The organism is Streptomyces sp. SID13666 (genome assembly GCF_010548325.1).
GTDB classification, from domain to species: Bacteria; Actinomycetota; Actinomycetes; order Streptomycetales; family Streptomycetaceae; genus Actinacidiphila; species Actinacidiphila fildesensis.
The window spans coordinates 382,665-403,808 of the sequence record NZ_JAAGLX010000001.1 but is presented as its reverse complement, the minus strand read 5'-3'; the positions used below and the strand labels follow the sequence as shown (position 1 = coordinate 403,808).

General features: G+C 70.1%; 27 protein-coding genes. 13 read left to right on the top strand and 14 right to left on the bottom strand.

Translation table 11 applies throughout. The features are described from left to right. Window positions 1–102 precede the first annotated feature (102 nt). From G3I60_RS01970 to G3I60_RS01960, 3 genes are read left to right on the top strand one after another with little or no spacing between them, the layout of a single operon-like run. Entirely contained in the window at window positions 103–2,487 is a 2,385-nt protein-coding gene (locus tag G3I60_RS01970; RefSeq protein WP_164292490.1) for an excinuclease ABC subunit UvrA, read from the top strand. 43 nt (window positions 2,488–2,530) lie between these two features. Next, a complete protein-coding gene (locus G3I60_RS01965) occupies window positions 2,531–2,974 on the top strand; it encodes a helix-turn-helix transcriptional regulator (protein ID WP_164292491.1) in 444 nt (147 codons plus the stop codon). A 10-nt stretch (window positions 2,975–2,984) separates the two neighbouring features. Further along, window positions 2,985–3,392, top strand: coding sequence for a VOC family protein (locus G3I60_RS01960; protein ID WP_138354620.1), 408 nt, complete (start codon window positions 2,985–2,987; stop codon window positions 3,390–3,392). A gap of 52 nt (window positions 3,393–3,444) precedes the next feature. On the opposite strand, the gene G3I60_RS01955 is transcribed toward G3I60_RS01960, so the two are convergent. From G3I60_RS01955 to G3I60_RS01945, 3 genes are all read right to left on the bottom strand, one after another. Continuing rightward, window positions 3,445–3,816: a nuclear transport factor 2 family protein gene (locus G3I60_RS01955; protein ID WP_138354619.1), complete on the bottom strand. Its 372-nt coding sequence runs from the start codon at window positions 3,814–3,816 to the stop codon at window positions 3,445–3,447. 27 nt (window positions 3,817–3,843) lie between these two features. Then, entirely contained in the window at window positions 3,844–4,557 is a 714-nt protein-coding gene (locus tag G3I60_RS01950) for an SDR family NAD(P)-dependent oxidoreductase (protein ID WP_138354618.1), read from the bottom strand. A 257-nt stretch (window positions 4,558–4,814) separates the two neighbouring features. After that, complete coding sequence (locus tag G3I60_RS01945) at window positions 4,815–5,756, bottom strand: LysR family transcriptional regulator (RefSeq protein WP_164292492.1); 942 nt, start codon at window positions 5,754–5,756, stop codon at window positions 4,815–4,817. A gap of 89 nt (window positions 5,757–5,845) precedes the next feature. On the opposite strand from G3I60_RS01945, the gene G3I60_RS01940 reads away from it, so the two are divergent. Both G3I60_RS01940 and G3I60_RS01935 read left to right on the top strand, forming a co-directional pair. Then, window positions 5,846–6,148, top strand: coding sequence for a muconolactone Delta-isomerase family protein (locus tag G3I60_RS01940; protein ID WP_164292864.1), 303 nt, complete (start codon window positions 5,846–5,848; stop codon window positions 6,146–6,148). A gap of 239 nt (window positions 6,149–6,387) precedes the next feature. Next, the gene (locus G3I60_RS01935) at window positions 6,388–6,993 is read left to right on the top strand and encodes a GPP34 family phosphoprotein (RefSeq protein ID WP_138354617.1); all 606 of its coding nucleotides are present in this window, start codon (window positions 6,388–6,390) and stop codon (window positions 6,991–6,993) included. Window positions 6,994–7,057: 64 nt separating this feature from the next. Here G3I60_RS01935 and G3I60_RS01930 read toward each other — a convergent pair whose 3' ends face one another. From G3I60_RS01930 to G3I60_RS01915, 4 genes are all read right to left on the bottom strand, one after another. Further along, window positions 7,058–7,678 (bottom strand): TetR/AcrR family transcriptional regulator, encoded by a 621-nt coding sequence (locus G3I60_RS01930; RefSeq protein ID WP_164606437.1) that lies wholly within the window; start codon window positions 7,676–7,678, stop codon window positions 7,058–7,060. A 23-nt stretch (window positions 7,679–7,701) separates the two neighbouring features. Continuing rightward, window positions 7,702–8,376: an LLM class flavin-dependent oxidoreductase gene (locus tag G3I60_RS01925; protein WP_343241908.1), complete on the bottom strand. Its 675-nt coding sequence runs from the start codon at window positions 8,374–8,376 to the stop codon at window positions 7,702–7,704. Further along, window positions 8,358–8,690, bottom strand: a complete 333-nt coding sequence (locus tag G3I60_RS01920; protein WP_138354615.1) for a hypothetical protein — start codon at window positions 8,688–8,690, stop codon at window positions 8,358–8,360. Before G3I60_RS01920 ends, G3I60_RS01925 begins: the two co-directional genes overlap by 19 nt. A gap of 153 nt (window positions 8,691–8,843) precedes the next feature. Continuing rightward, window positions 8,844–8,981 carry a hypothetical protein gene (locus tag G3I60_RS01915; protein WP_164606434.1) on the bottom strand — a complete coding sequence of 46 codons (138 nt, stop codon included), beginning with the start codon at window positions 8,979–8,981 and terminating at the stop codon, window positions 8,844–8,846. A gap of 672 nt (window positions 8,982–9,653) precedes the next feature. Here G3I60_RS01915 and G3I60_RS01910 point away from each other — a divergent pair. The 3 genes from G3I60_RS01910 (at window position 9,654) to G3I60_RS01900 (ending at window position 12,821) form a co-directional block, all read left to right on the top strand. After that, a complete protein-coding gene (locus G3I60_RS01910; protein ID WP_164292496.1) occupies window positions 9,654–10,904 on the top strand; it encodes an MFS transporter in 1,251 nt (416 codons plus the stop codon). A gap of 200 nt (window positions 10,905–11,104) precedes the next feature. Beyond that, window positions 11,105–12,433, top strand: coding sequence for a glutaminase A (glsA, locus tag G3I60_RS01905; RefSeq protein WP_164292497.1), 1,329 nt, complete (start codon window positions 11,105–11,107; stop codon window positions 12,431–12,433). 70 nt (window positions 12,434–12,503) lie between these two features. Beyond that, window positions 12,504–12,821 carry a cupin domain-containing protein gene (locus G3I60_RS01900; protein WP_164292498.1) on the top strand — a complete coding sequence of 106 codons (318 nt, stop codon included), beginning with the start codon at window positions 12,504–12,506 and terminating at the stop codon, window positions 12,819–12,821. A gap of 62 nt (window positions 12,822–12,883) precedes the next feature. On the opposite strand, the gene G3I60_RS46230 is transcribed toward G3I60_RS01900, so the two are convergent. The 5 genes from G3I60_RS46230 to G3I60_RS01880 form a co-directional block, all read right to left on the bottom strand. After that, complete coding sequence (locus G3I60_RS46230; protein WP_275405852.1) at window positions 12,884–13,018, bottom strand: hypothetical protein; 135 nt, start codon at window positions 13,016–13,018, stop codon at window positions 12,884–12,886. Between the two features lie 165 nt (window positions 13,019–13,183). Continuing rightward, window positions 13,184–14,293 carry an alanine racemase gene (locus G3I60_RS01895; RefSeq protein WP_164292499.1) on the bottom strand — a complete coding sequence of 370 codons (1,110 nt, stop codon included), beginning with the start codon at window positions 14,291–14,293 and terminating at the stop codon, window positions 13,184–13,186. 142 nt (window positions 14,294–14,435) lie between these two features. Beyond that, on the bottom strand, window positions 14,436–14,756 hold the full coding sequence (locus tag G3I60_RS01890; RefSeq protein WP_164292500.1) for a hypothetical protein: 321 nt from the start codon (window positions 14,754–14,756) through the stop codon (window positions 14,436–14,438). A gap of 1 nt (window position 14,757) precedes the next feature. Beyond that, a complete protein-coding gene (locus G3I60_RS01885; protein ID WP_164292501.1) occupies window positions 14,758–15,084 on the bottom strand; it encodes a hypothetical protein in 327 nt (108 codons plus the stop codon). A 257-nt stretch (window positions 15,085–15,341) separates the two neighbouring features. Next, window positions 15,342–16,364: a DNA-directed RNA polymerase subunit alpha gene (locus tag G3I60_RS01880; protein WP_138354608.1), complete on the bottom strand. Its 1,023-nt coding sequence runs from the start codon at window positions 16,362–16,364 to the stop codon at window positions 15,342–15,344. A gap of 231 nt (window positions 16,365–16,595) precedes the next feature. Between G3I60_RS01880 and G3I60_RS01875 the strand changes: the two genes are divergently transcribed. Together G3I60_RS01875 and G3I60_RS01870 are read left to right on the top strand one after the other, a co-directional pair. Further along, the gene (locus tag G3I60_RS01875) at window positions 16,596–17,393 is read left to right on the top strand and encodes an NAD(P)-dependent oxidoreductase (RefSeq protein WP_203671866.1); all 798 of its coding nucleotides are present in this window, start codon (window positions 16,596–16,598) and stop codon (window positions 17,391–17,393) included. A 177-nt stretch (window positions 17,394–17,570) separates the two neighbouring features. Beyond that, window positions 17,571–18,392: a methyltransferase domain-containing protein gene (locus G3I60_RS01870; RefSeq protein ID WP_164292502.1), complete on the top strand. Its 822-nt coding sequence runs from the start codon at window positions 17,571–17,573 to the stop codon at window positions 18,390–18,392. Between the two features lie 67 nt (window positions 18,393–18,459). On the opposite strand, the gene G3I60_RS01865 is transcribed toward G3I60_RS01870, so the two are convergent. After that, a complete protein-coding gene (locus tag G3I60_RS01865; RefSeq protein ID WP_164292503.1) occupies window positions 18,460–18,609 on the bottom strand; it encodes a hypothetical protein in 150 nt (49 codons plus the stop codon). 11 nt (window positions 18,610–18,620) lie between these two features. On the opposite strand from G3I60_RS01865, the gene G3I60_RS01860 reads away from it, so the two are divergent. After that, window positions 18,621–18,809, top strand: coding sequence for a hypothetical protein (locus G3I60_RS01860; protein WP_138354606.1), 189 nt, complete (start codon window positions 18,621–18,623; stop codon window positions 18,807–18,809). 40 nt (window positions 18,810–18,849) lie between these two features. Here G3I60_RS01860 and G3I60_RS01855 read toward each other — a convergent pair whose 3' ends face one another. Beyond that, window positions 18,850–19,428 carry a TetR/AcrR family transcriptional regulator gene (locus tag G3I60_RS01855; RefSeq protein ID WP_164292504.1) on the bottom strand — a complete coding sequence of 193 codons (579 nt, stop codon included), beginning with the start codon at window positions 19,426–19,428 and terminating at the stop codon, window positions 18,850–18,852. A gap of 89 nt (window positions 19,429–19,517) precedes the next feature. Here G3I60_RS01855 and G3I60_RS01850 point away from each other — a divergent pair, with 89 nt between their 5' ends. Beyond that, on the top strand, window positions 19,518–19,940 hold the full coding sequence (locus G3I60_RS01850) for a nuclear transport factor 2 family protein (RefSeq protein WP_164292505.1): 423 nt from the start codon (window positions 19,518–19,520) through the stop codon (window positions 19,938–19,940). Between the two features lie 89 nt (window positions 19,941–20,029). After that, window positions 20,030–21,034: an NAD(P)-dependent alcohol dehydrogenase gene (locus G3I60_RS01845; RefSeq protein WP_164292506.1), complete on the top strand. Its 1,005-nt coding sequence runs from the start codon at window positions 20,030–20,032 to the stop codon at window positions 21,032–21,034. Window positions 21,035–21,144 lie beyond the last annotated feature (110 nt).

Here is a 21,144-nt window from a genome sequence, read left to right as displayed (position 1 = left end):
ACTTGGGTACTTGCGCCCCCGGCCGGGCTGGTCGGATCGAGCCAGGCGACGCCGACGGAGACCGCGGGAGCGGCCCGCCTCACAGATGGAGACACGAACAGCATGGCCAAGAGGACGGACAAGCAGTCGCCTGCGCCGCACGTCGCCGACAGCCACGACCTGATCCGCGTGCACGGTGCGCGCGTGAACAACCTCAAGGACGTCAGCATCGAGATCCCGAAGCGCCGGCTGACGGTGTTCACCGGTGTCTCCGGCTCGGGCAAGAGCTCGCTGGTGTTCAACACGATCGCCGCGGAGTCGCAGCGGCTGATCAACGAGACCTACAGCGCCTTCGTACAGGGCTTCATGCCGACGCTGGCACGGCCGGAGGTCGACGTCCTCGACGGGCTGACCACCGCGATCATCGTCGACCAGCAGCGGATGGGGGCCGACCCCCGTTCCACCGTCGGCACCGCCACCGACGCCAACGCGATGCTGCGCATCCTCTTCAGCCGGCTCGGGAAGCCGCACATCGGCCCGCCCAGCGCGTACGCCTTCAACGTCCCCTCGGTCCGGGCCAGCGGTGCCATCACCGTCGAGCGCGGTGCCAAGAAGGCCGTGAAGGCAACCTTCAACCGCACCGGCGGCATGTGTACCCGCTGCGAGGGCCGGGGCAGCGTCTCCGACATCGACCTGACCCAGCTCTACGACGACTCCAAGTCGATCGCCGAGGGCGCGTTCACCATCCCCGGCTGGAAGTCCGACAGCTTCTGGACCGTGCGGGTCTATGCCGAGTCGGGCCTCCTCGACCCGAACAAGCCGATCCGCAAGTTCACCAAGAAGGAGATGCAGGACTTCCTCTACCGGGAGCCGACCAAGGTGAAGGTCGAGGGCGTCAACCTCACCTACGAGGGGCTGATCCCCAAGATCCAGAAGTCGTTCCTGTCCAAGGACAAGGAAGCGCTGCAACCGCACATCCGGGCGTTCGTGGACCGGGCGGTCACGTTCACCGTCTGCCCCGAGTGCGACGGCACCCGGCTGAGCGAAGGGGCCCGGTCGTCGAAGATCAAGCGGATCAGCATCGCCGACGCCTGCGCGATGCAGATCAGCGACCTGGCCGAATGGGTCCGCGGCCTCAAGGAGCCGTCGGTGGCGCCGCTGCTCACCGCGCTGGGGCAGACCCTCGACTCGTTCGTGGAGATCGGCCTCGGCTATCTCGCGCTCGACCGGCCGGCGGGCACCCTGTCGGGCGGCGAGGCGCAGCGCGTCAAGATGATCCGCCACCTCGGCTCCTCGCTCACCGACACCACGTACGTCTTCGACGAGCCCACCGCGGGCCTGCACCCCCATGACATCCAGCGGATGAACGACCTGCTGCTGCGGCTGCGGGACAAGGGCAACACGGTGCTCGTCGTGGAGCACAAGCCGGAGACGATCGTGGTCGCCGACCACGTCGTCGACCTCGGCCCCGGCGCCGGTACGGCGGGCGGCACCGTCTGCTTCGAGGGCACCGTCGAGGGGCTGCGCACCAGCGGCACCATCACCGGCCGGCATTTCGACGACCGGGCCGCCCTCCGGGAGTCGGTGCGGAAGCCCTCCGGCACGCTGGAGATCCGCGGCGCGACGGCGAACAACCTGCGGAAGGTCGACGTCGACATCCCGCTCGGGGTGCTGGTCGTCGTCACCGGCGTCGCCGGCTCCGGCAAGAGCTCGCTCGTGCACGGGTCGATCCCGGCCGGTGAGGGTGTGGTGGCGATCGGCCAGGGCGCGATCCGCGGCTCGCGACGCAGCAATCCGGCGACGTACACCGGGCTGCTCGACCCGATCCGCTCGGCGTTCGCCAAGGCCAACGGCGTGAAGCCGGCCCTGTTCAGCGCCAACTCCGAGGGCGCCTGCCCCGGCTGCAACGGTGCCGGTGTCATCTACACCGACCTGGCGATGATGGCCGGTGTCGCCACCACCTGTGAGGAGTGCGAGGGCAAGCGGTACCAGGCGTCGGTGCTCGAGTACCACCTCGGCGGCCGCGACATCAGCGAGGTGCTGGCGATGCCGGTGACCGAGGCCGAGGAGTTCTTCGGCTCCGGCGAGGCGCACACCCCCGCCGCGCACCGGATCCTCGGCCGGCTCTCCGATGTCGGGCTGGGCTATCTCAGCCTGGGGCAGCCGCTCACCACGCTGTCCGGCGGCGAGCGGCAGCGGCTCAAGCTGGCCACCCACATGGCGGAGAAGGGTGGTGTCTACGTCCTCGACGAGCCGACCACCGGCCTGCACCTCGCCGACGTGGAGCAGCTGCTCGGCCTGCTCGACCGTCTCGTCGACTCCGGTAAGTCGGTCATCGTCGTCGAGCACCACCAGGCGGTCATGGCGCACGCCGACTGGATCGTCGACCTCGGCCCCGGCGCCGGGCACGACGGCGGCCGGATCGTCTTCGAGGGCACACCGGCCGACCTCGTGGCCGCCCGCTCCACCCTCACCGGCGAGCACCTCGCGGCGTACATCGGGGCCTGACCGGGGCCCTCGCGGACACGTGGTCTGTGGCACGATCGTTCATGTGACCAGCAGACCCACCGCGGCGCAGCGGCTGCGCGACCTCGCGCTGCTGCGCCGCGTCCGTGACCGGATCGACCGCGAGTACGCGCAGCCGCTGGACGTCCTGGCGCTCGCCCGCGGCGTGAACCTGTCGGCCGGGCACCTCAGCCGCGAGTTCCGGCTCGCCTACGGCGAGTCTCCCTACTCCTATCTGATGACGCGGCGTATCGAGCGGGCGATGGCGCTGCTGCGGCGGGGCGACCTCAGTGTCACCGAGGTCTGTTTCGCGGTCGGCTGCTCGTCGCTGGGCACCTTCAGCACGCGGTTCACCGAGTTGGTCGGTGTGCCGCCCAGCACCTACCGGCGCGATGCGGCGCGCGCGACGGCGGGGATGCCGTCGTGCGTGGTGAAGCAGGTGACCCGGCCCATCCGGAATCGGGAAGCGGGCTCCCCGGACCGCAGCTAGCGTGACTGCCATGGACATCACGATTCACTCGAGCTTCCTCCCGCACGACGACCCGGACGCGTCCCTGGCGTTCTATCGCGACCTCCTCGGCTTCGAGGTCCGCAACGATGTCGGATACTCCGGGATGCGCTGGATCACGGTCGGCCCGGTCGGCCAGCCCGGTACGTCCATCGTGCTGCACCCACCGGCCGCCGACCCGGGCATCACCGACGACGAGCGCCGCACCATCACCGAGATGATGGCCAAGGGCACCTACGCCATCATCACGCTAGCCACCCCCGACCTCGACGCCACCTTCGAGCGGCTGCAGGCCGGCGCCGAGATCATCCAGGAGCCCACCGAGCAGCCGTACGGCGTGCGCGACTGCGCGATCCGCGATCCTGCGGGCAACCTGATCCGCATCAACGAGATCCGCTGAGCCGTCCGGCCATCTCCGCCATGACACGGGCCGCAGAGGAAGCGGACAGGTCCTAGTCGAGCCGGGAGACCTGGTAGTGGCTGATGAGCCAGCCCTCCTCCGAGCGCTTCACCAGGACACCGAGGTTGACGCTGATGGTGGCCCGGTCGGTGAACGCGAAGTCGACACTCAGGTAACCGAGGACGAGGTCGTCGGCGGGGTGTCTGCTCTCAAGAATCCGGTAGGCGGCCGTCATCCCGATGGGCTGGGACTCGTAGTAGTCGGCGATGCCCGGCCTTCCGACGCTGTAGGGGTGCAGCCCCTGGAAGATCGCGTCGTCGGTGAACTGGGCGGCGACCTGCTGCGGTTCGTGCCGGTCGACGGCGTCCTTCCACCGGTCGAGGACGCCGCGCAGGATCGCTTCACTCTCTGTCGTACTGTTCATCAGGGCTCTCCTGTCGAGGGAAGCGAGTCAGTGGCCGGCGCTGACGCCGCCGTCGACGTGGAGGATCTCGCCGGTGACGAACGGGGCGTTCTCCAAGTAGATCACCGCGTCGACGATGTCGCCCGGCTCGCCCAGCCGGCCGACCGGCTGCAGCGCGGCGAGGCCCGCATAGGACTCCTCCGGGTGCATGGAGGTCCTGATGGTGCCCGGTGAGACGGCGTTGGCACGGATGTTGCGCGTCGCGTACTCGATGGCGAGGGACTTGGTGGCGGACTGCAGGCCGCCCTTGGTCAGCGAGGCGAGCACGGAAGGCACGTTGGCGTCGGCGTTGTCGACCAGGCTGGTGGTGATGTTGACGATGTGGCCGCTTCCCTGGACGAGCATGTGCTCGACGGCCAGCTGGGTGATGCGGAAGAAGCCGACGAGGTTCACACCGGTCACGGCGGCGTAGTCCTCCTGGGTGTATTCGGTGAAGGGCTTGGCCGTGAACAGCCCGGCGTTGTTGACGAGGGTGTCGATGCGGCCGAACCGCTCGACACCGGCGGCGATGACGCGTTCTGCGGTGGCGGTGTCGGCGATGTCGCCCTGGACGCTCAAAATGCCAGCGTCGGTGGAGGGAGCGATCGTGCGCGAGGTGGCGACGACGGCGTAGCCGAGCTTGCGGTAGGCGTCGACGAGTCCGGCACCGATGCCCTGCGAGGCGCCGGTGATGACTGCGACCTTCTGGTCGTGCGTGCTCATGATGACCTTCTCCGCGATGAGGTGGGATTCCTCGACCCGATCGTACTAGCCGACCGGTCGACTATTTGGAGCGTAGGTGGGTCGGCGAGAAGGAGTCAAAGGTCCACGCGGCCCAGGCCAGGACCGGTTTTCTCCCTCCTGATAGGCGCAGCCTTCCAGCGCATGTCAGGAGGGACAGCTCCCGCGAAGCCGAGGCGCTGAGAGGCGCGACTAGGGCGTGTTGCGAAGGTCCCGCCTGGCCCACGGGGCGAACGGCGCTACTTTCGCAACACGCCCTGATGCCGGTGCGGGTCTCCCTCGGGCAGCCAGGCGTCCTCGGTGCGGATGCCGAGGTCGCCCACGCCGTCGCAGAGGGCGTCGATGAGGGCGAGAACCGCGGGGCGGTCCTCGCGCTCGCGCCGGACCAGGGACCAGGTCCAGTAGATCTCCGGGGTGACGACCGGGCGTTGGACCAGGTCGGGCGGCAGCGCGGTGGTCTGGCCCTTGGGACAGTTGATGACCGGACGGCCGCTGCGGCGGACGTGGTCGAAGAACGCGGGCCCGGTGATGCCGCCGTCGGAGATGCGCACCGCACGGGCCCCGGTGTCCCGGGCCAGTAGCTCGGCATAGATGTTCCAGGACGACCAGGCGGTCATGTCGTCGTCGAGGAGGACGACGGTGTCACGGGCGTCCACGGTGCTCGTGTCGTCACCGGTTGCGACGGCGTAGAGCCGGTCGGCGCCGATGAGCCGGGCGCTCAGACCACGTTGTTCCAGGTCATCGGCTCGCACCCAGCACACCGCGAGATCCAGACTGCCGTCGGCGACCCGGGCGGCCTGGGTGTGCGACGGCGCGATCCACGCGTCGATGTGGAGCTGGGCCACCGCGGCGGCACGGCCGGTCAGATCGGGCGGGAGCCAGTTGACGTAGCCGAGCCGTACCGGTTCGGAGCCGGACAGCTGACCTGCGCGCCGCTGGAGGTCCGTGGCGCGTTCCAGCAGGGCGCGGGTGTGTGGGAGCAGGGCCGAACCGGCCGGGGTGAGGGACACCGAGCGGCGGTCGCGGTCGAACAGCCGCACCCCCAGGTCCCGTTCGAGGGTCTTGATCTGCTGCGACAGGGAGGGGCCGGCGATCAGCAGACGCTCGGCGGCCCGGCCGAAGTTCAGCTCCTCGGCGACCGCTACGAAGTACCGCAATTGGCGCAGCTCCATGCCCGTCATGCTACGCCGGTGGGAGTCCAGGCCTCCCAGCAGGGAGGCCGCCGGTTATGGCGGTGCCCTGGTGGCTGACGGAGGATGAGGACATGGACATGCGAGAGTTCCTCGTCGAGATCACCACCACCATCCCCGAGGGCACCGGTCAGGACGAGGTCGACCGGCGGCGCGCCGCCGAGGCCGTTCGCGCCCGGGAACTGGCCGCCACCGGCAACCTGGCGCGGCTGTGGCGCCCGGTCGGCGAGCTGCGCAGCGTCGGGATCTGGCGGGCCGCCGACGAGGACGAGCTCCACGAGAAGGTGCTCGGCACTCTGCCCCTGCGCCCGTGGATGACTCTCACCGTCACCGCGCTCGAGCCCCACCCCAACGACCCGGGCCGGACCGACGCCACACGGTGACGGGCCTGGCTCGGGCGCCGCCGCATTGCGCAGCGGTTTCCCCGCACGACCCGGTGCTGGTACGACATGCCGCCCCCGTAAGACTTTCGCAACGGTGAAACCGGCGCGGACCCGGGCAGACTCGGTGGGTGAGGGAGCGCAGCAGCGGCCGGCGGGCCGTTCTCGCCCCTGATGCCAGGCCGGCCCTCCGGCGACGTACCGCCAGCGAAGCCACCGATGCTTCTGATGTGGAGCCCGTCATGACCACTCCGCGGGACCTGTTGATCATCACCATGGACGTCACGTCCAGCCGTCCCGTCGAGCAGGGCGAACTTTCGCTGGCGCTCGCGGGGGCCGAGCTGATCGACCTTGTCGACGCCGAGGTCATCGCCTTGGACGGGGAGCGCATCCTGCCCGGCCCGCAGCGGACCTTGGACGATCGCCTGTTGGACGATGCGGCCTCGTCGCTCACCCTTCAGGAGCCGTACGAGACCGTCGAGGACTGGCTGTGGCGCCGGGGCCGTGGCCTCGCCACGACCTACCGCGCTGTCCTGGAGGCCGAAGGCGATGTCGCCCGGCCGCGCCACCACTGGATTCCCCTCAGAACCGGCCCGGCGGCACTGACCGACTCACCCGCCCGTCGCCACGCGGCCGAGCGCTGGACGTCGGGCGAGCCCGTCCTCGCCGGCCTCGCGGCGGCCGTGGGCATCCAGGACAAGCCGACCGAGGAGATCGCCGACCTCACCGACGACGCGGTCGTGACGGTGCTGGCCGCCGTCCACGGCGCGGCGACGGAGCTGGAAGGCGTACGGCAACGGCGGCGCGTCGAAGAGGCGGCCTTCGACAACATCTGGCGCGGCCAGTGACGGCGTCACGGGCGGACAGCGAGCCACGCCCCGACCCCCGCCCCGGCACCTCCGGCCGCGGGCATCAGATGCCGGCCATGGACTCCTGCGGCGCACGGGCGCCGAGCAGGGCCAGGCAGTTCGCCCACAGGGGGCCGAGCCGGTGGGTGTTGTTGTAGAGCTTGGCGAACAGCACCTGCCCCTCGAGCTGGGCGACCACCGACCGTGCGGCTTCCCGGGTGTCGATCACGGTGACCTCCTTGCGCTCGAGAGCCTCGGCGACCACCGAGGCGACCATCCCGACCTGAGCGTCGAAGATCTCCTGCAGTCGCGCGCGGATGGCCTCGGTCTGGTTGCTCATCTCCAGCGTGAGATTGCCGAACAGGCAGCCTGAGACGGTGCCGCAGCTCTGCTGCCCGGCGAGCTGGCCGGCCTCCGTCTCCTCGAAGAGCCGGCGCAGCCGTTGCAGTGGTTCTGCGGCGCTGTTCAGGATGCGCGTCCAGGTCGCCTGCTGGCTCGCCCAGTGCTCGTCGAGCACGGCCAGGGCGAGCGCTTCCTTGGATTCGAAGAAGTAGTAGAAACTGCCCTTGGGCACGCCGGCCGTCTTGCAGATCTCGGCCACGCCCAAGGCCGAGTAGCCGCGCAGCTCGATGAGCGATTGCGCGGCACCGAGGATCTTCTCCCTGGCGTCGCTGGTCCGTCCCATACAGCGAGTGTACGACCGGTCGACTATCTCTTACTAGACCGGTCGGCTATGCCGGGCTCGTCCGCGCGCAGCGCTCTGACAGCCGCCTCCACCTGCCGCAAAGGCTCGGGGCCGACCGCCCGCAGCACCACCGTGTCGGCCCCCGCCGCCCACAGCTCACGCACCCGGGCGGCGGCCCCGGCGGCAGGGCCGGTCGCGGCGAACACCTGCTCGACCGGACGGCCCAGCCACTCGGCGTGACCCGCCAGTGCCGGGCCGACCGTGGCCTGAAGCAGTGCCGGATCGTCCTCGACGCAGAGGAACGCGAACACGGTCAGACTCTGCTGGGCATCGGTCTGCCTCCCTTTCTCCATGTGCCCGAGTGCGGCCACCAGGTCGGCGGGACCATGCCCTTCCGCGATGATCGCGCCGTCCGCGACCCGCCCCGCGAGCTCCAGCGAACGTGGCCGGACCACCCCTGCCACCACCGGCGGCACCGCCGCGGGCGGATGCACCAGCCGCGCCGCGTCCCGCCGGACCTCCCGGCCCTCGACGTTCACCTCCTCGCCGCGCAGCAGTCCGCGCACGGCCGCCGCCGTCTCCTCCAGCAGCGCCAGCGGGCTGCGCGGTGCGACCCCGACCTTCACCATCCACTCGCGCACCCCATGGCCGACCCCCGCCGTGAAATGATCGGAGAGAGCTAGTCTCCGATGAACCACAGATAGCTGCCCGGCGTTGCCGCACACACCGCGAGCAGCTCCGCGAGGTCCTGCAGGGCAGCCCTCTGAGGCCCGTCTGCGCACTCCTGCAACAGGACGGCGACTTCCCGGAGCGCGACCTCCGCCTCCTGCTCGTTGAACAGCGTGTCGCCGTAGGGGTCCACCCAGGCCAGCTTGCCCGGACCAGTCGGGTCGTACGGGCCCAGCGCCCGCGCCAACGCTTCGCCGTGCTCGTGGGACCGTCGAAGAACAGTGGTCCTGGACGACTTGCCCCCCGGAGGCCGCCCGGAGTGCAGTTGCAACTCGATCCCCATGATCGCCCCCTGAAGGTCGTACAACGGCGCCTGTCGAGCAACCTCTGGTCCACCGCCGGAGTCCGGACGACGGCCAGGGTACCGCTGACACCGTCGCCAACTGCCCGTTGTCACGCAGGTGACGACAGGCGGTTCCGGCGAATCCCAGCTCCATCAGCTCTCCGCGAGCAGGATCACCCAGTCGTCCGGCGTGAGGCGCACGCGTTGTCGCTTGTCGGGGTTGATCCGGACCCCGTACGTGTGACCCGTCGCGGCCTGCGCGCGCAACCGGTCGTGGACCGCGGCGACCACGATGGCGTCGCCGGTTCCGGGTGTGAGCGCGTTGAGGGCGAGAAGGGTGGGTGCTGCGGGACACGAGGTTGTCGAACCGGTACTGCAGGCGCCGCCACGGCGACGCTGTGTACTGCACCACGCACCCCCTGCAGGAGACAGCGCCGCTGTCCGCCGACGACCCGCCGTCGTGCAGGTCACGTTGGAGAAGTCCGGCCGTTGGACTGCCCGAAGGTCGTCCCCCTCACCCGAAGGTATGAATCGGGTGCCCAAGGGGTGTGAACGGGCATCCCGCGTACCGCCGGCCGGCTCGTCGACCGATGGCTCCGGATCCGCCGGGAACGACAGCCCAACGTTTAAGCGGGGAATGCGGGGTACCCGGTCAACAGGGGCAACGCGGCGGCCGGCAAGGGCGGCTGCGGCCCATCGTTCGTCACAGGGAAGAGGAATCTCGCATGTACATAGGTCTCGGTACCGTCGTGCTCATCGTGATCGTCGTCGCTGTCGTGATGTTCCTGCGGCGCGGCTGATCCCACCACACCGGGCGTGTACGTGCGCGCCCGCGGAGGACGCTCCGCGGGCCGTCCGGCCGTCCGACTCACCCCGGATCCGGCAGGCCGGCCGGTGCCGGCTGCTAGAATGACCGTGTTGGCCTTCGGCGGCGCCCAGTGCGCGCGCCCGGAGGCTTTTTTCATGCCTTCTGACACCTCCGCACCCACGGCGCCTGCCACCACCAGCTATCGCGCACTGCTCCGCAACGGCGAGTTCGCCGGCCTCTACGTCAGCTTCACCTTGTCGGTCGCCGCGAGCACCGTGTCGGGCTTCGCGCTCGGCACCCTGGTCGACCAGCAGACCCGCTCCCCGTTCCTGACCGCCGTCAGCATGTACGGCGCCACCTTCGCGACCGTGTTCGGTGCGCTGACGCTGATGTCGGTCGCGGACGGCCGCCGACCCCGCCGGACCCTCGTCGCGCTCCAGGGCCTCTCCCTCCTGGGTGTTGCCTCGCAGGCCCTACCGGGGCTGCCACTGGCCGCCCGGTTCGCCCTGCTCCTGGTGCTCGGGTTCTTCCAGTCCCTCGGGACCGGCACACGGATGGGGCTGCTCGCCGAGGTCGTGCCGACCTCCGCCTACGCGCCGGCCCGTTCCCTGATGAACATCACCTCGGGTGGCATGGCCGTCCTCGGCTACGCCCTGGGCGCCGTCCTGCTGCGGTACCTGAGCCCGCAAGGGGTCTTCGCGGTCGCCGCGGTCCTGACCGGACTCGGTCTGGCCGTGGTGGCGACGACCGTCCGGGAACACTCGATCCGGCTGACCCGCCGCCCCGGACTGCGCCAGACCTGGACGACCAACGCCGCGCTCTTCTCCCGCCCCGGGCGGCGGGCGCTGCTGGTGAACCTGTGGGTTCCCAACGGCCTGATCGTCGGCTGCGAGGCCCTATTCATCTCCTACGACCCGGACCACGCCGGCACCCTCCTGGCCGCCGGATCGGCCGGCATGCTCCTCGGGGACCTGACCGTCGGACGCCTCCTCACCGCCGGGCAGCGACGCCGATACGCCTTCCCCCTGCGACTGCTGCTCGCCGTCCCCTACCTGCTGTTCGCGATCGGCCCGCCCGTCCTGGTCGCGGCAGCGGTGGTGTTCCTCGCCGGCACAGGATTCGCCGCCACTCTGCCCCTGCAGGAACAGCTGCTCGCGCTGACCCCTGATCCCGTCCGCGGCCAGGTCCAGGGCGTTGAATCCGCCGGGCGGATGACGTGGCAGGGCATCGGTGCGGCGATCGCCGGTGGCGTCGCCCAGCACCTCGCCGCCGGCCCCACGATCGCCGCCATCGCCGCGGTCTCCGTTGTCGTCACCGTTGTCTCCCGGCCGTTCATGGTTGGTGACCGCAGTCGCGGCCGCAAGCACGGCGAGGCGTCGTGCGAGCCGCGTCCCTCGAACGGCTGAGCGGACGCAAGCCGGGCCCTGGGCCCGGTCGGCCCTCCCGGGCTGCGGAGAAGCCTCCGGAGAGGAAGGATGGAGGTCCCGCCGCCAGGAGACGTCATGGGACGCACCACCATCCGACGATCCGGCCTCCGTGCGCCCGGGCCACCTCCCCCGCCCGAACCGGGGCTCGCGGGCCCGGTTCCCCGGGGGCCGGGAGCGCCATGAGTTCTCCCCGGAGCGGCGTGGACGTCGTCACCGAGGCCCTGGCGGAGCTGCACGGCCGCTACGGGTCCCTGTCCGACGGCCGGGTCGCCGACTACATCCCGCAGCTGGCCTTCGCGGACCGTGACTGTTTCGGGCTGGCGCTGATGAGCATGGAAGGCCACGGCTACCGCGCCGGACGGTGCGGCGTGTCGTTCACGCTCCAGTCCTTGACGAAGCCCTTCGTCCTCGCCCTCGCGCTGGCAGAGCTGGGTCCCGACGATGTGGGGCGCAGTGTCGGAGCCGAGCCCAGTGGTGAGGCGTTCAACGCCATCAGCCTCGACGCGGTGACGGGCCGGCCCGCGAACCCGATGATCAATGCCGGTGCCATCGCGGTCACGGCCCTGGTCCCGGCCACCGGCCCCGCCGAGCGGTTCTCGCGGATCCTGGAGTGTCTCGGACGGTTCGCCGGCCGCACCCTGTACGTGGACGAGGACGTCTACCGTTCCGAGGTCGAGACGGGTCACCGCAATCGGGCGCTGGCGTATCTGATGCGCGGTACCGGCGTGCTGCGGGGTGATCCGGTCCAGGCGGTCGACACCTACTTCCGGCAGTGCTCGGTCCGGGCCACGGTGACCGACCTGGCGGTGATGGGAGCCACGCTGGCCAACGGGGGCACGAACCCGGTGACGGGAGAGCGTGTCGTTCCTGAGCCGGTGGCCCTTCAGGTGTTGTCGGTGATGGCCATGTGCGGGATGTACGACGCCGCCGGGAGCTGGATGCTGCACGTGGGACTACCGGCCAAGAGCGGAGTCTCCGGAGGGCTGGTCGCCGTCAGTCCGGCCCGCTTCGGGATCGCCCTCCACAGCCCGCCGCTGGACGCTTCCGGCAATCCCGTCCGGGGCGTCGCGGCGCTCCGGGAGCTGTCCGAGCGCTTCGGGCTCCACCTGATGCACAACGCCGCGCCGGGCGCCCCGACCGTGATGCTCTCGACGACCACGAGCGGCGGGCGGATCGCCCTGATCGCGGCTCAGGGCAAGCTGGACTTCACCGCGGCCGAGCGGGTGCTGTTCGCCCTGGAGCAGCGGAGGGTGGGCGCGCCGGGCGGGGTCGTCCTCGACCTCGAACGCGTCACCGGCATGGACACCACGGCCAAGGCGATGCTGGAGCGCGCGCTGACACTGCTCATCGAGGGTGGGCACGATGTGACCGTGGTCGGGGACCTACCCTTCAGGGCCCGGGGTACCTGGAGGCGGTCGACGGACCGCGCACAGGCCCTCGCGGACGCCGAGCACGCACTGACCGCTGCCCACGACCCGAACCCGGACCCCGGCCGGCACACCGGCTAGAACGCCGGCACATGCACGGACACCCGTCCCGGGCTCTGCCGCCCACGGACACCCAGCAAGGAAGAGGCCGATGACGACAACGGCTCACGCGACCGTGCAGCACGAGGACCAGCGGGTACGCGTCACCCGCTGGGACTTCGAGCCGGGCACCCGCACCGGGCACCACGTCCACGCGTACGACTACGTCGTCGTCCCGGTGGTCGACGGCCGGATCAGCGCGCTGTCACCCGACGGATCGGCGATCGAGTCACAGCTGCGGGCGGGAGAGTCGTACGCCCGCCCCGCCGGCACCGAGCACGATGTCGTCAACACCGGCGGCGCATGGCTGGCCTTCGTCGAGATCGAACTCAAGGACCCCGCCCGGCCCACTCCGCCGCCGGCGCCCTGACTTCTGCCGAGCGGCGTGCCTCGGTCGTCCGGCGGGGGTGTGAGGGGGTGAGGAACTGACGGTCAGCGCAATGGGGCGAGAGAGCGTGCGAGGTCCAGCCAGCGCTCCAATGTCCCGGCGGCCGCGCCGGAGTCGATCGCCTGGCGGGCCTCCTGCAAACCGGCGGCGAACGCGTCGTGCAGGCCGAGTTCTGTCATGTTCCGGTGGGCGGCCAGAGCGGTCGGGGTCGGTCACGGGGCTCCCCTTGATACGGGCGCGGCCGGGAGCGTCGGTCCGCGCGTTGTCCCCCGGCACACTGGCTCTGACGTCCTCGGTGTGTTCATTCGGCCCGTCGTGGCCATGGCCTGCCGTGGCCCGCGATCTCAGACCACCTCACAGGCTCGGTCGAAGTCGGCCGACACGGTCGTAGCGTGGTCGGACGTAGCGGGCCACGCCTGGGACGAGCAGTCGACGACCCGGTCGGGGCGGGTCACGGTGTGCCCCAGGCGCGCCACGAGTTCGCTGCCCACCTTCGGCCGCGGGACGTCCTGCGGCACGAAGAGGACGGAGACCTGCAGGTGCGGCGGCTCCGCGAACCAGCGCCGCCTGCCCGCCCAGACGAAGGGCGAGAGGTGGTGATTGGCGGTGGCCAGACCGAGGCGGGCCACGTTCTTGGCCCGGGGCACCACACCGTGCAGGTCCTTCGGGGCTTCCAGGCCCACCCCGTGCGAGGTACCGCCCGTGACGACCACCAGACAGCCGTCGGAGGGCACCTTGCCCTGCAGGAAACCGAAGCGCTCTCCCTTCACGACCGGCCTGACCTCCAGGACCGACGCGCGGAATTGAGTGGCCTCCTGGTCGCCCAGCCACAGCTGGGTCCCGATGCGGGCGCGGATGCGCGTGTGGGGGAACTGCCTCTGCACCTGGTCGAGTTCCCCGGCCTCCAGATGGCTGACGAACATGGTGTGCAAGGGCAGGCCCGCGGCGCGGAGTTGCTCCATGCACGCCATGACCTCCCCGGCGGCGTCCGGGCCGCCGATCCGGTTCAGCGGCAGGTGGATGGCGAACCCCTCCAGAATGACGTCCTCGAGAGCGGACCGCAGCAGGTGCAGGTCGTGCACACTGACGCCCGGCGACTTCATGCTGCTCACCACCTCGACGACGACACGGGCTCCCCTCAGACCGCGCAGGCTCTCGACGCAGGACACCGACCTGATCACCCGCCCCGGCAGCGCGGGAGCCTGCTCACCGCGCCAGTACGGCGACAGGACCAGAACCCGTCCGCTGTAGACGTCCTTCATCCGGGTTGCCTCGTAGGTCGTACCGACGGCGATGACGTCCGCTTTCAGGCGCATGGCCTCCTCGGCCAGCGCCTCGTGGCCGAAGCCGAATCCGTTGCCCCTGACGACCGGGACCATCCCGGGGAACTGCCGGGTCACCACATCCTGATGCGCCCTCCAGCGCACGGGGTCGACGTAGAGCGTGAGCGCCATGACCGGTGACCTCCCTCTCCCGACTGCGCGACGCGCAGCAGTGAAACTGTCGGCAAGTACGGGCACCGTCCGACGTCCGTTCAGAACCGGCCGGAATGCAGCGAGAAACGGCCCGCCGTGCCTGCGGTGGACTCCCCTGCCGCTACGAGGCGATGGGACGATCGGAGAGGTGGGCGAGCTCGGTGAAGAAGGCGCGGTAGAGGGGCTCGTCGGTGGTGGGGAGCTCGACGGTGATCAGCAGACGCCGGGAACTCGTCGTGCTGGCGTAGATCGGTTCGTCGAGCTGCTCGACATTGCCGAAATGCAGCCGGGTCACGCCGCCCTTGCGCGCCTCGGCACGCACCTTCACCCAGCTCAGCGGGGACCGGTACGACCCGATGATGTGATTGCGCCGGAACACCTCGAAGATGCCGTGGTCGACCCGCAGATGCACGTCACCGTGCTCGAAGACCCTTGATTCCATGTCAGCCCATCCGTCGGTCGGCGAGCGTGGCCACGTCGGTGAAGTACGTGCGGAACAACATCTCGTCGGCGGGCGGCACCTGGACCGCCGGCGAACTGGCGAACCTGAAGGCGAGCCGGTCGGTGCCGTAGAGCGCAGCGCTCGGATCGCGGACGACACCGAAGAACAACTGACCGGGTTTGTCCGGCTTCTTGTAGTGGACCAGGGCCCCGAGCCAGCGCAGCGGAACCCGGAACGTGTGCTCGGCGGAGGCCAGGTTGAAGAGCTCGAACACCCCCCGGTCCACGCGCAGGTGCAAATCCCCGTAGTCGAACGTGAGCGGATCCATGCCGGAGAAGGTATCGCGGGGCCCTGCGGTTGCGCGCAGCGGACCGAACGGGCGTCTCCTGCCGGTGTGGCACGGCACTGCGCGGCACGGCGCGGAGGCGGCCGCCGCGGCCTGGGCGCCGCTCCGGGTGCACCGGCCCTCTGGCCGGACGCCCACACGGGCTCGAATCTGCTGGACGCTGCCCACCGTCCCGGCCCTGCCACCAGAAGCTCTCTTCGGGCGGCAGGGCCGAGACCGGTGGGAATCCGGTCGTCCGGTCAGTACTGCTCGGTCTCCTGGAACCCGGTGTTCCCGTCCTCGTCGGCGCTGAAAGCGTCGGCGGCGGCGGTCGGGTCGAACCCGGGCGGGCTGTCCCTCAGGGTCAGACCCATACCGGCCAGCTTCATCTTGACCTCGACGATCGACTTCCCGCCGAAGTTGCGGATGTCGAGCAGGTCCGCCTCGGAACGCGCCGTGAGCTCGCCCACCGAGTGGACGCCCTCACGCTTGAGACAGTTGTACGAGCGGACGGTGAGATCCAGCTCCTCGATCGGCAGCGCCAGATCGGCGGCCAGGGCCGCAACCGTCGGGGACGGGCCCATGTCGATGCCCTCGGCATCGGCATTGAGCTCGCTGGCCAGGCCGAACAGCTCGACCAGGGTCTTGCCGGCCGACGCCAGGGCGTCACGCGGCAGCACCGCCTGCTTGGTCTCGATGTCGACGATCAGCTTGTCGAAGTCGGTGCGCTGCTCGACACGGGTCGCCTCCACCGTGCAGGTGGCCTTGAGCACCGGGCTGTAGATGGAGTCGACCGGGATACGGCCGATCTCCTGGCCCTGCTGCTTGTTCTGGACGGCGGAGACGTAGCCGCGACCACGCTCGACGGTCAGCTCCACCTCCAGCTTGCCCTGGGCGTTCAGGGTGGCCAGCACCAGGTCGGGATTGTGCACCGTGACACCGGCCGGAGGCGTGATGTCGGCGGCGGTCACGACACCCGGGCCCTGCTTGCGCAGGTACATCACCACCGGCTCGTCCTCCTCCGAGGACACCACGAGCTGCTTGATGTTCAGGACGATGTCGGTCACGTCCTCCTTGACGCCCGGCACGGTGGTGAACTCATGGAGAACGCCATCGATGCGGATACTGGTGACAGCGGCACCGGGGATCGACGACAACAGCGCCCGGCGCAGCGAGTTCCCCAGGGTGTAGCCGAATCCCGGCTCCAGCGGTTCGATGACGAACCGTGAACGCCACACCTCGACGACCTCTTCGGTCAACGACGGACGCTGAGCGATCAGCACAGGAAAAATCCTCCATACTCCGGCGCCCCGACGCGGCGCCACCACCCGTGACTTTACTGGCGTCAGCGCTCCGCCGAGCCGCGCCGTGCTGGCGTCGGCGGCTCCGGAAGGTTTATCCCTCTTCTTCCGGCTTCTTCCGGCCAGGCGCTCGGGACGGCCGCCAGGCTCCGGACCGGCCATGTAAGGGCCGCCAGGGCTCGAATGTCGGTGCGATACGGCAGGGTGGTCGCCATGGGAACACGACGTGGGACGGTGGCGATCACCGGTGCTGCCGGTCGGATCGGTTCGGCAGTGCGCGCCGGACTGCGCGACGAGGTGACGCGGCTGGTGCTCATCGATCGCGTCGAGCTCACCGCGTCGTCGACGACGGAGGACGTCCACCAGCTCGACCTGCGCGACGCCGAAGCGGTGACAGCAGTTCTCGAAGGCGTGGATGCGGTGGTCCACCTGGGCGGGATCCCGGACGAAGCGCCGTTGCCGGACCTGCTGGACGCGAACGTCCTCGGAACCCACAACGTGCTGGAGGGGGCGCGCCGGCAGGGAGTGCGGCGGGTGGTACTCGCCAGCAGCAACCGTCTCGGCGGCTTCCATCCGGTCGCGGAAACCGTGACACCCGACCTTCCCGCACGTCCGGACGGCCTCTACGGGGTGAGCAAGGTCGCCATGGAGGCGCTCGGGCGCCTGTACGCGGACAAGTTCGGCCTGTCGGTGGTGTGTCTGCGCATCGGAAGCTACGAGGACACCCCGACCGAACGACGCCACCTGTCCACCTGGTTGAGCCCCCGCGACTGCCTCGGCTTCGTCCACGCGGCCCTCACCGCACCCGACGTGCACTTCACGACCGCGTACGCGGTCTCCGCCAACACCGCCCGCTTCTGGGACATCGCAGCCGGCGCCGAGCTGGGATACATACCCGTGGACGATGCCGAGGCCTTCGCCTCGGACCTTCCGACGGCCGGAGACTCGACCGGGAGCGAGCTGCAGGGCGGGGCCTACACCAGCGAGGAGTACACGCTCCGTCACATCTGAGAACAGCTCGAGCACGGGGGTGGCCGCGGGTGACGCGACCGTCGTGGTCCCCTTCGAGGCTCATTGGAACCCGTCCGAACCCGGGCTCGGTCCGGCAGGGCCGGCGCGAAAGACCGTTCCGACGACAAGATCGCCCGCTTCCTGGAGGTCGGCATGGGGGGCCTCTAGGATGGCGGTATGGCGGATCCTCGACCCACTTCGGCGTTTCATGTGACCAACATCGGCGTCACGCCCACGGATCGACTGATCGGTGCGCTGGATGCGCAGGCCGACAGCGACGGTGTCCGCAGACTGCGGCAGTGGGCTCATGCCGCCGTGGCCGCACGGCCCGGGGAGCGGGCCGTGGATGTCGGGGCGGGGACCGGGTCGGAGACGCAGGTGCTGGCGGCCGCTGTCGGGCCGGGCGGTGAGGCGGTCGGGGTCGAACCGCATGACGGGCTGAGGGAGGCCGCGGAACTCCGCGCGGCCGCGGCCGGCTACGCCGCCCGGTTCGTCGCGGGTGACGCGGTGGCGCTGCCGCTCGACGATGCCGGCACCGATGTGGTGTGGTGCGAGCGCGTCTTCCAGCACCTCACCGAGCCCGCGAAGGCGGTCGGGGAGATCGTCCGCGTCCTGCGGCCGGGCGGGCGCGTCGTCCTGCTCGACACGGACTGGGCGACCGCGCTCCTGCACCCCGGCGACCCCGAGGTCGTCGCCGCGCTGATGCGCCGCGCGCTGACGGCCTCCGCGAATCCGCACGCCGGACGGCAACTCGTCGGCCAACTGGCCACGGCGGGGCTGGAGATCACCGACGTCGGCTCCCAGGCACTGATCCAGAGCAACAGCAAGGTCAACTGGCAGCTCATCCGCATGCTCGGCGAGTCCGCGCTGCGCGAGGAGCTGATCTCCGAGCAGCAGCGGGACGCGCTGTACGCCGATCTCACCGCAGCTGCCGATGAGGGCGCGCTGCACATGTCCGTGACCATGTTCGGAGTGGCCGCGCGGCTTCCGTCCTCGTGATCCGAACCCGGCGGGCCGACGGGCCCGCCGGTGATCCCGCCGGCCGCTCTCCGGATCAACGGCGCCATCAACCGTCGCTCCTGTCGGCCACCCCGCTCCTACCGCGGCCCTTGCGAAGCCGCGCCATTTTCTTGACCTTCAGCATTGCCAGCCCGGCCGCGCCGATGATCAGCGCGGTCGGCAACTGCGTAAGGATTCCCTGCACCACGTAGTTCATTTTCCGGCCGCGTGCAGGCAACCCTGTTGAGCCTCTCGGACGAGTCCAGCCAGGTGAATGAACGGCGCGCGGACTGCGGCAACGAGTGGGCCCGTACGGAGGAGTACCGGGCCATCGTCCTCGGCCGCCAACTCAGCGGTGAACGGGCGCACCGAGAAGCATTGGAGCGCCGGCTGCGGCAGTACGAAGGCGGCCGGTAACCACCTGGCGCCCAATACGCCCGCCAGGCCCGCGTCCTCGTCAGGCGGCCGCCGGCCGGGCGTCGAGGACGTGCTCGGCGAGCCGGCGGGCGGAGGCCGCGGGATGCGTTGCGGGGCGGGTGGCCCCCGCCGCCAGTGCGCCGTCGATGAGCAGCAGAAGCTCGCCGGCCGCGGCCACGGGCCGCGGGTGTCCGAGCGCGAGGAGCTCGTGCTCCAGGAGCTGCTGCACCCGCATGCGGTACGCACGGGTGATGGCGTGTCCCGGGTGGTCGGGGTCGGTCAGGGCGAGATCGGCGGCGAGATAGCGGCAGCCGCGGAAGTCGGGCCGGTCAATGGCGGCGGCGATGCCGTCGAAGACGCCCAGCAGACGGGTACGAGGGTCATCGCCCGCCGCCTCGATGGCCTGGTGGTAGGCGGCCTCGTCCTCGGCGGTGCTCCGCCGCAGGACCTCGGCGATCAGTCCGTCCTTGCCGCCGAAGTGCTCGTAGAGGGAGCGCCGGGCCACGTTTGCCTCCTTCAGCAGTGCGTCGACGCCCACGCCCATGCCTTGGCTGTAGGTCAGCCGCTGGGCGGCTTCCAGGAGGCGTTCGCGAGGTCCCGGTGCGGTGCGAGTCGTCATAAGTGCCAGCCTGCCACCCATTGACGAGTAGATCAACCGGTCTATATGGTCCGGGTAGATCAATCGTTCTACTTCTGAGGGGTTACGGCATGTCGTTCCGCACCACCGCCGAAGTCATCGACCGCTTCAACCACTCCTTCATCCACCACGACGGGTCCGTACTCGCCGACCTGATCGACGACCACTGCGTGATGGAGGCCAACCAGCCGGCCCCCGACGGCGCCCGCTACGAAGGCCGCGCCGCATGCCTGGAGTTCTGGCAGACCGTCGCCGAGGACCGCACCACCCAGTTCGAGCCCGAAGACGTCGTCATCGCCGGTGAACGGGCGACGATCCGCTGGCGCTACCGCTTCGGCGACGGACCGGCCGACTCCGTCCGCGGCGTCAACCTCATGCACGTACGGAACGGCCTGATCGTCGAGGCTCTCGGCTACAGCAAGACCACCGGCGACGTACCACTCGCCGTCGACGGGCTCGACGGGCCCGCCGCACTCGAGCGGCTCGCCGGCTGAGCCCCACCTGCCGACGATCGGGACCGACAGACCGAGACCGACAGCTGAGCTCCGCAAGCCACAGAACGAATGGATGGATGGAGAACACCATGCGCAGTTACCACGTGAACAGCGGGGCCGGCATAGAAGGCCTGTCGATCAAGGAGCACGCGGACCCGGTCCCCGGCACCGGACAGGTCCTGGTGGCCGTCAAAGCCGTCTCGCTGAGCAACCGCGAGCTGATGGTGTTGCGAGGCAACTACGTCCTACCGGTGAAACCGGACGTGATCCCGGTGTCGGACGGTGCCGGCGAAGTCGTGGCGCTCGGTCCGGGAGTACACGGAGTGAAGATCGGCGACCGCGTCGCAGCGACGCTCTTCCCGAGCTGGCAGGACGGCCCGTTCGGCCTTCAGCATCTGCCACAGCGCGGCGGCTCCCTCGACGGCATGCTCACCGAGCTCGCGCTGATCAGTGAGGAATCACTCGTCCCGGTCCCCGATCACCTCTCCTACCAGGAAGCGGCGGCACTCCCCTGTGTCGGGGTCACCGCCTGGAACGCGCTGACAGGTGACGGCATCGGCCTGCGGGCGGGCGAGACCCTGGTGACCCAGGGGTCGGGCGGCGTGTCGCTGTTCGCGCTCCAGTTCGCCAAGGCACTCGGAGCCCGCGTGATCGCGACGACGAGCAGCCCGGACAAGGCGCGGCGCCTCATCGAACTCGGCGCGGACGAGGTCATCGACTACCGGTCCACGCCCGACTGGGCCTCCAAGGTCGTGGAGCTGACCGGCGGCCGGGGCGCCGACCGCGTGGTCGACGTGGCGGGCCTGTTGGAGCAGTCGCTCAAGGCGGTGGCGGTGGCGGGTCACGTCGCCTGCGTGGGCTTCGTCTCCGGCACGGCACAACCCCTGGACCCCGGCGTACTGTTCGCCTCCGGCGCCGTCCTGCGGACCGTGGCCGTCGGCAGCCGCAACCAGTTCCTCGCGATGAACCGCGCACTGCAGGTCAACCGGATCCATCCGGTCATCGACCGGGAGTTCACCTTCGAGGAAGCCCCCGACGCCTACCGGTTCTACGCCTCGGGCAAGGCCTTCGGCAAGGTCGTCATCACTCTTTGAGACAACCCGCGACAACCTGACGCAACCGCACTCACCTCCCTGGCAACGGGAGGTGAGTGCGGTGCGTCCGCGTGTGCGTCCGGGTGCTCGAAATTCTTCTCATGAGGAGG

Bases quoted from the DNA above. Each gene is read 5' to 3' on its own strand.
- G3I60_RS01855 (WP_164292504.1), bottom strand. From the start codon at position 19,428: ATGACGACTCGCACCGCACCGGGACCTCGCGAACGCCTCCTGGAAGCC.
- G3I60_RS01900 (WP_164292498.1), top strand. From the start codon at position 12,504: ATGACGACAACGGCTCACGCGACCGTGCAGCACGAGGACCAGCGGGTA.
- G3I60_RS01910 (WP_164292496.1), top strand. From the start codon at position 9,654: ATGCCTTCTGACACCTCCGCACCCACGGCGCCTGCCACCACCAGCTAT.
- G3I60_RS01890 (WP_164292500.1), bottom strand. From the start codon at position 14,756: ATGGAATCAAGGGTCTTCGAGCACGGTGACGTGCATCTGCGGGTCGAC.
- G3I60_RS01940 (WP_164292864.1), top strand. From the start codon at position 5,846: ATGCGAGAGTTCCTCGTCGAGATCACCACCACCATCCCCGAGGGCACC.
- G3I60_RS01920 (WP_138354615.1), bottom strand. From the start codon at position 8,690: ATGGGGATCGAGTTGCAACTGCACTCCGGGCGGCCTCCGGGGGGCAAG.
- G3I60_RS01895 (WP_164292499.1), bottom strand. From the start codon at position 14,293: ATGGCGCTCACGCTCTACGTCGACCCCGTGCGCTGGAGGGCGCATCAG.
- G3I60_RS01865 (WP_164292503.1), bottom strand. From the start codon at position 18,609: ATGAACTACGTGGTGCAGGGAATCCTTACGCAGTTGCCGACCGCGCTG.
- G3I60_RS01870 (WP_164292502.1), top strand. From the start codon at position 17,571: ATGGCGGATCCTCGACCCACTTCGGCGTTTCATGTGACCAACATCGGC.
- G3I60_RS01935 (WP_138354617.1), top strand. From the start codon at position 6,388: ATGACCACTCCGCGGGACCTGTTGATCATCACCATGGACGTCACGTCC.
- G3I60_RS01850 (WP_164292505.1), top strand. From the start codon at position 19,518: ATGTCGTTCCGCACCACCGCCGAAGTCATCGACCGCTTCAACCACTCC.
- glsA (WP_164292497.1), top strand. From the start codon at position 11,105: ATGAGTTCTCCCCGGAGCGGCGTGGACGTCGTCACCGAGGCCCTGGCG.
- G3I60_RS01970 (WP_164292490.1), top strand. From the start codon at position 103: ATGGCCAAGAGGACGGACAAGCAGTCGCCTGCGCCGCACGTCGCCGAC.
- G3I60_RS01950 (WP_138354618.1), bottom strand. From the start codon at position 4,557: ATGAGCACGCACGACCAGAAGGTCGCAGTCATCACCGGCGCCTCGCAG.
- G3I60_RS01875 (WP_203671866.1), top strand. From the start codon at position 16,596: ATGGGAACACGACGTGGGACGGTGGCGATCACCGGTGCTGCCGGTCGG.
- G3I60_RS01930 (WP_164606437.1), bottom strand. From the start codon at position 7,678: ATGGGACGGACCAGCGACGCCAGGGAGAAGATCCTCGGTGCCGCGCAA.
- G3I60_RS01845 (WP_164292506.1), top strand. From the start codon at position 20,030: ATGCGCAGTTACCACGTGAACAGCGGGGCCGGCATAGAAGGCCTGTCG.
- G3I60_RS01955 (WP_138354619.1), bottom strand. From the start codon at position 3,816: ATGAACAGTACGACAGAGAGTGAAGCGATCCTGCGCGGCGTCCTCGAC.
- G3I60_RS01960 (WP_138354620.1), top strand. From the start codon at position 2,985: ATGGACATCACGATTCACTCGAGCTTCCTCCCGCACGACGACCCGGAC.
- G3I60_RS01945 (WP_164292492.1), bottom strand. From the start codon at position 5,756: ATGACGGGCATGGAGCTGCGCCAATTGCGGTACTTCGTAGCGGTCGCC.
- G3I60_RS46230 (WP_275405852.1), bottom strand. From the start codon at position 13,018: ATGACAGAACTCGGCCTGCACGACGCGTTCGCCGCCGGTTTGCAGGAG.
- G3I60_RS01885 (WP_164292501.1), bottom strand. From the start codon at position 15,084: ATGGATCCGCTCACGTTCGACTACGGGGATTTGCACCTGCGCGTGGAC.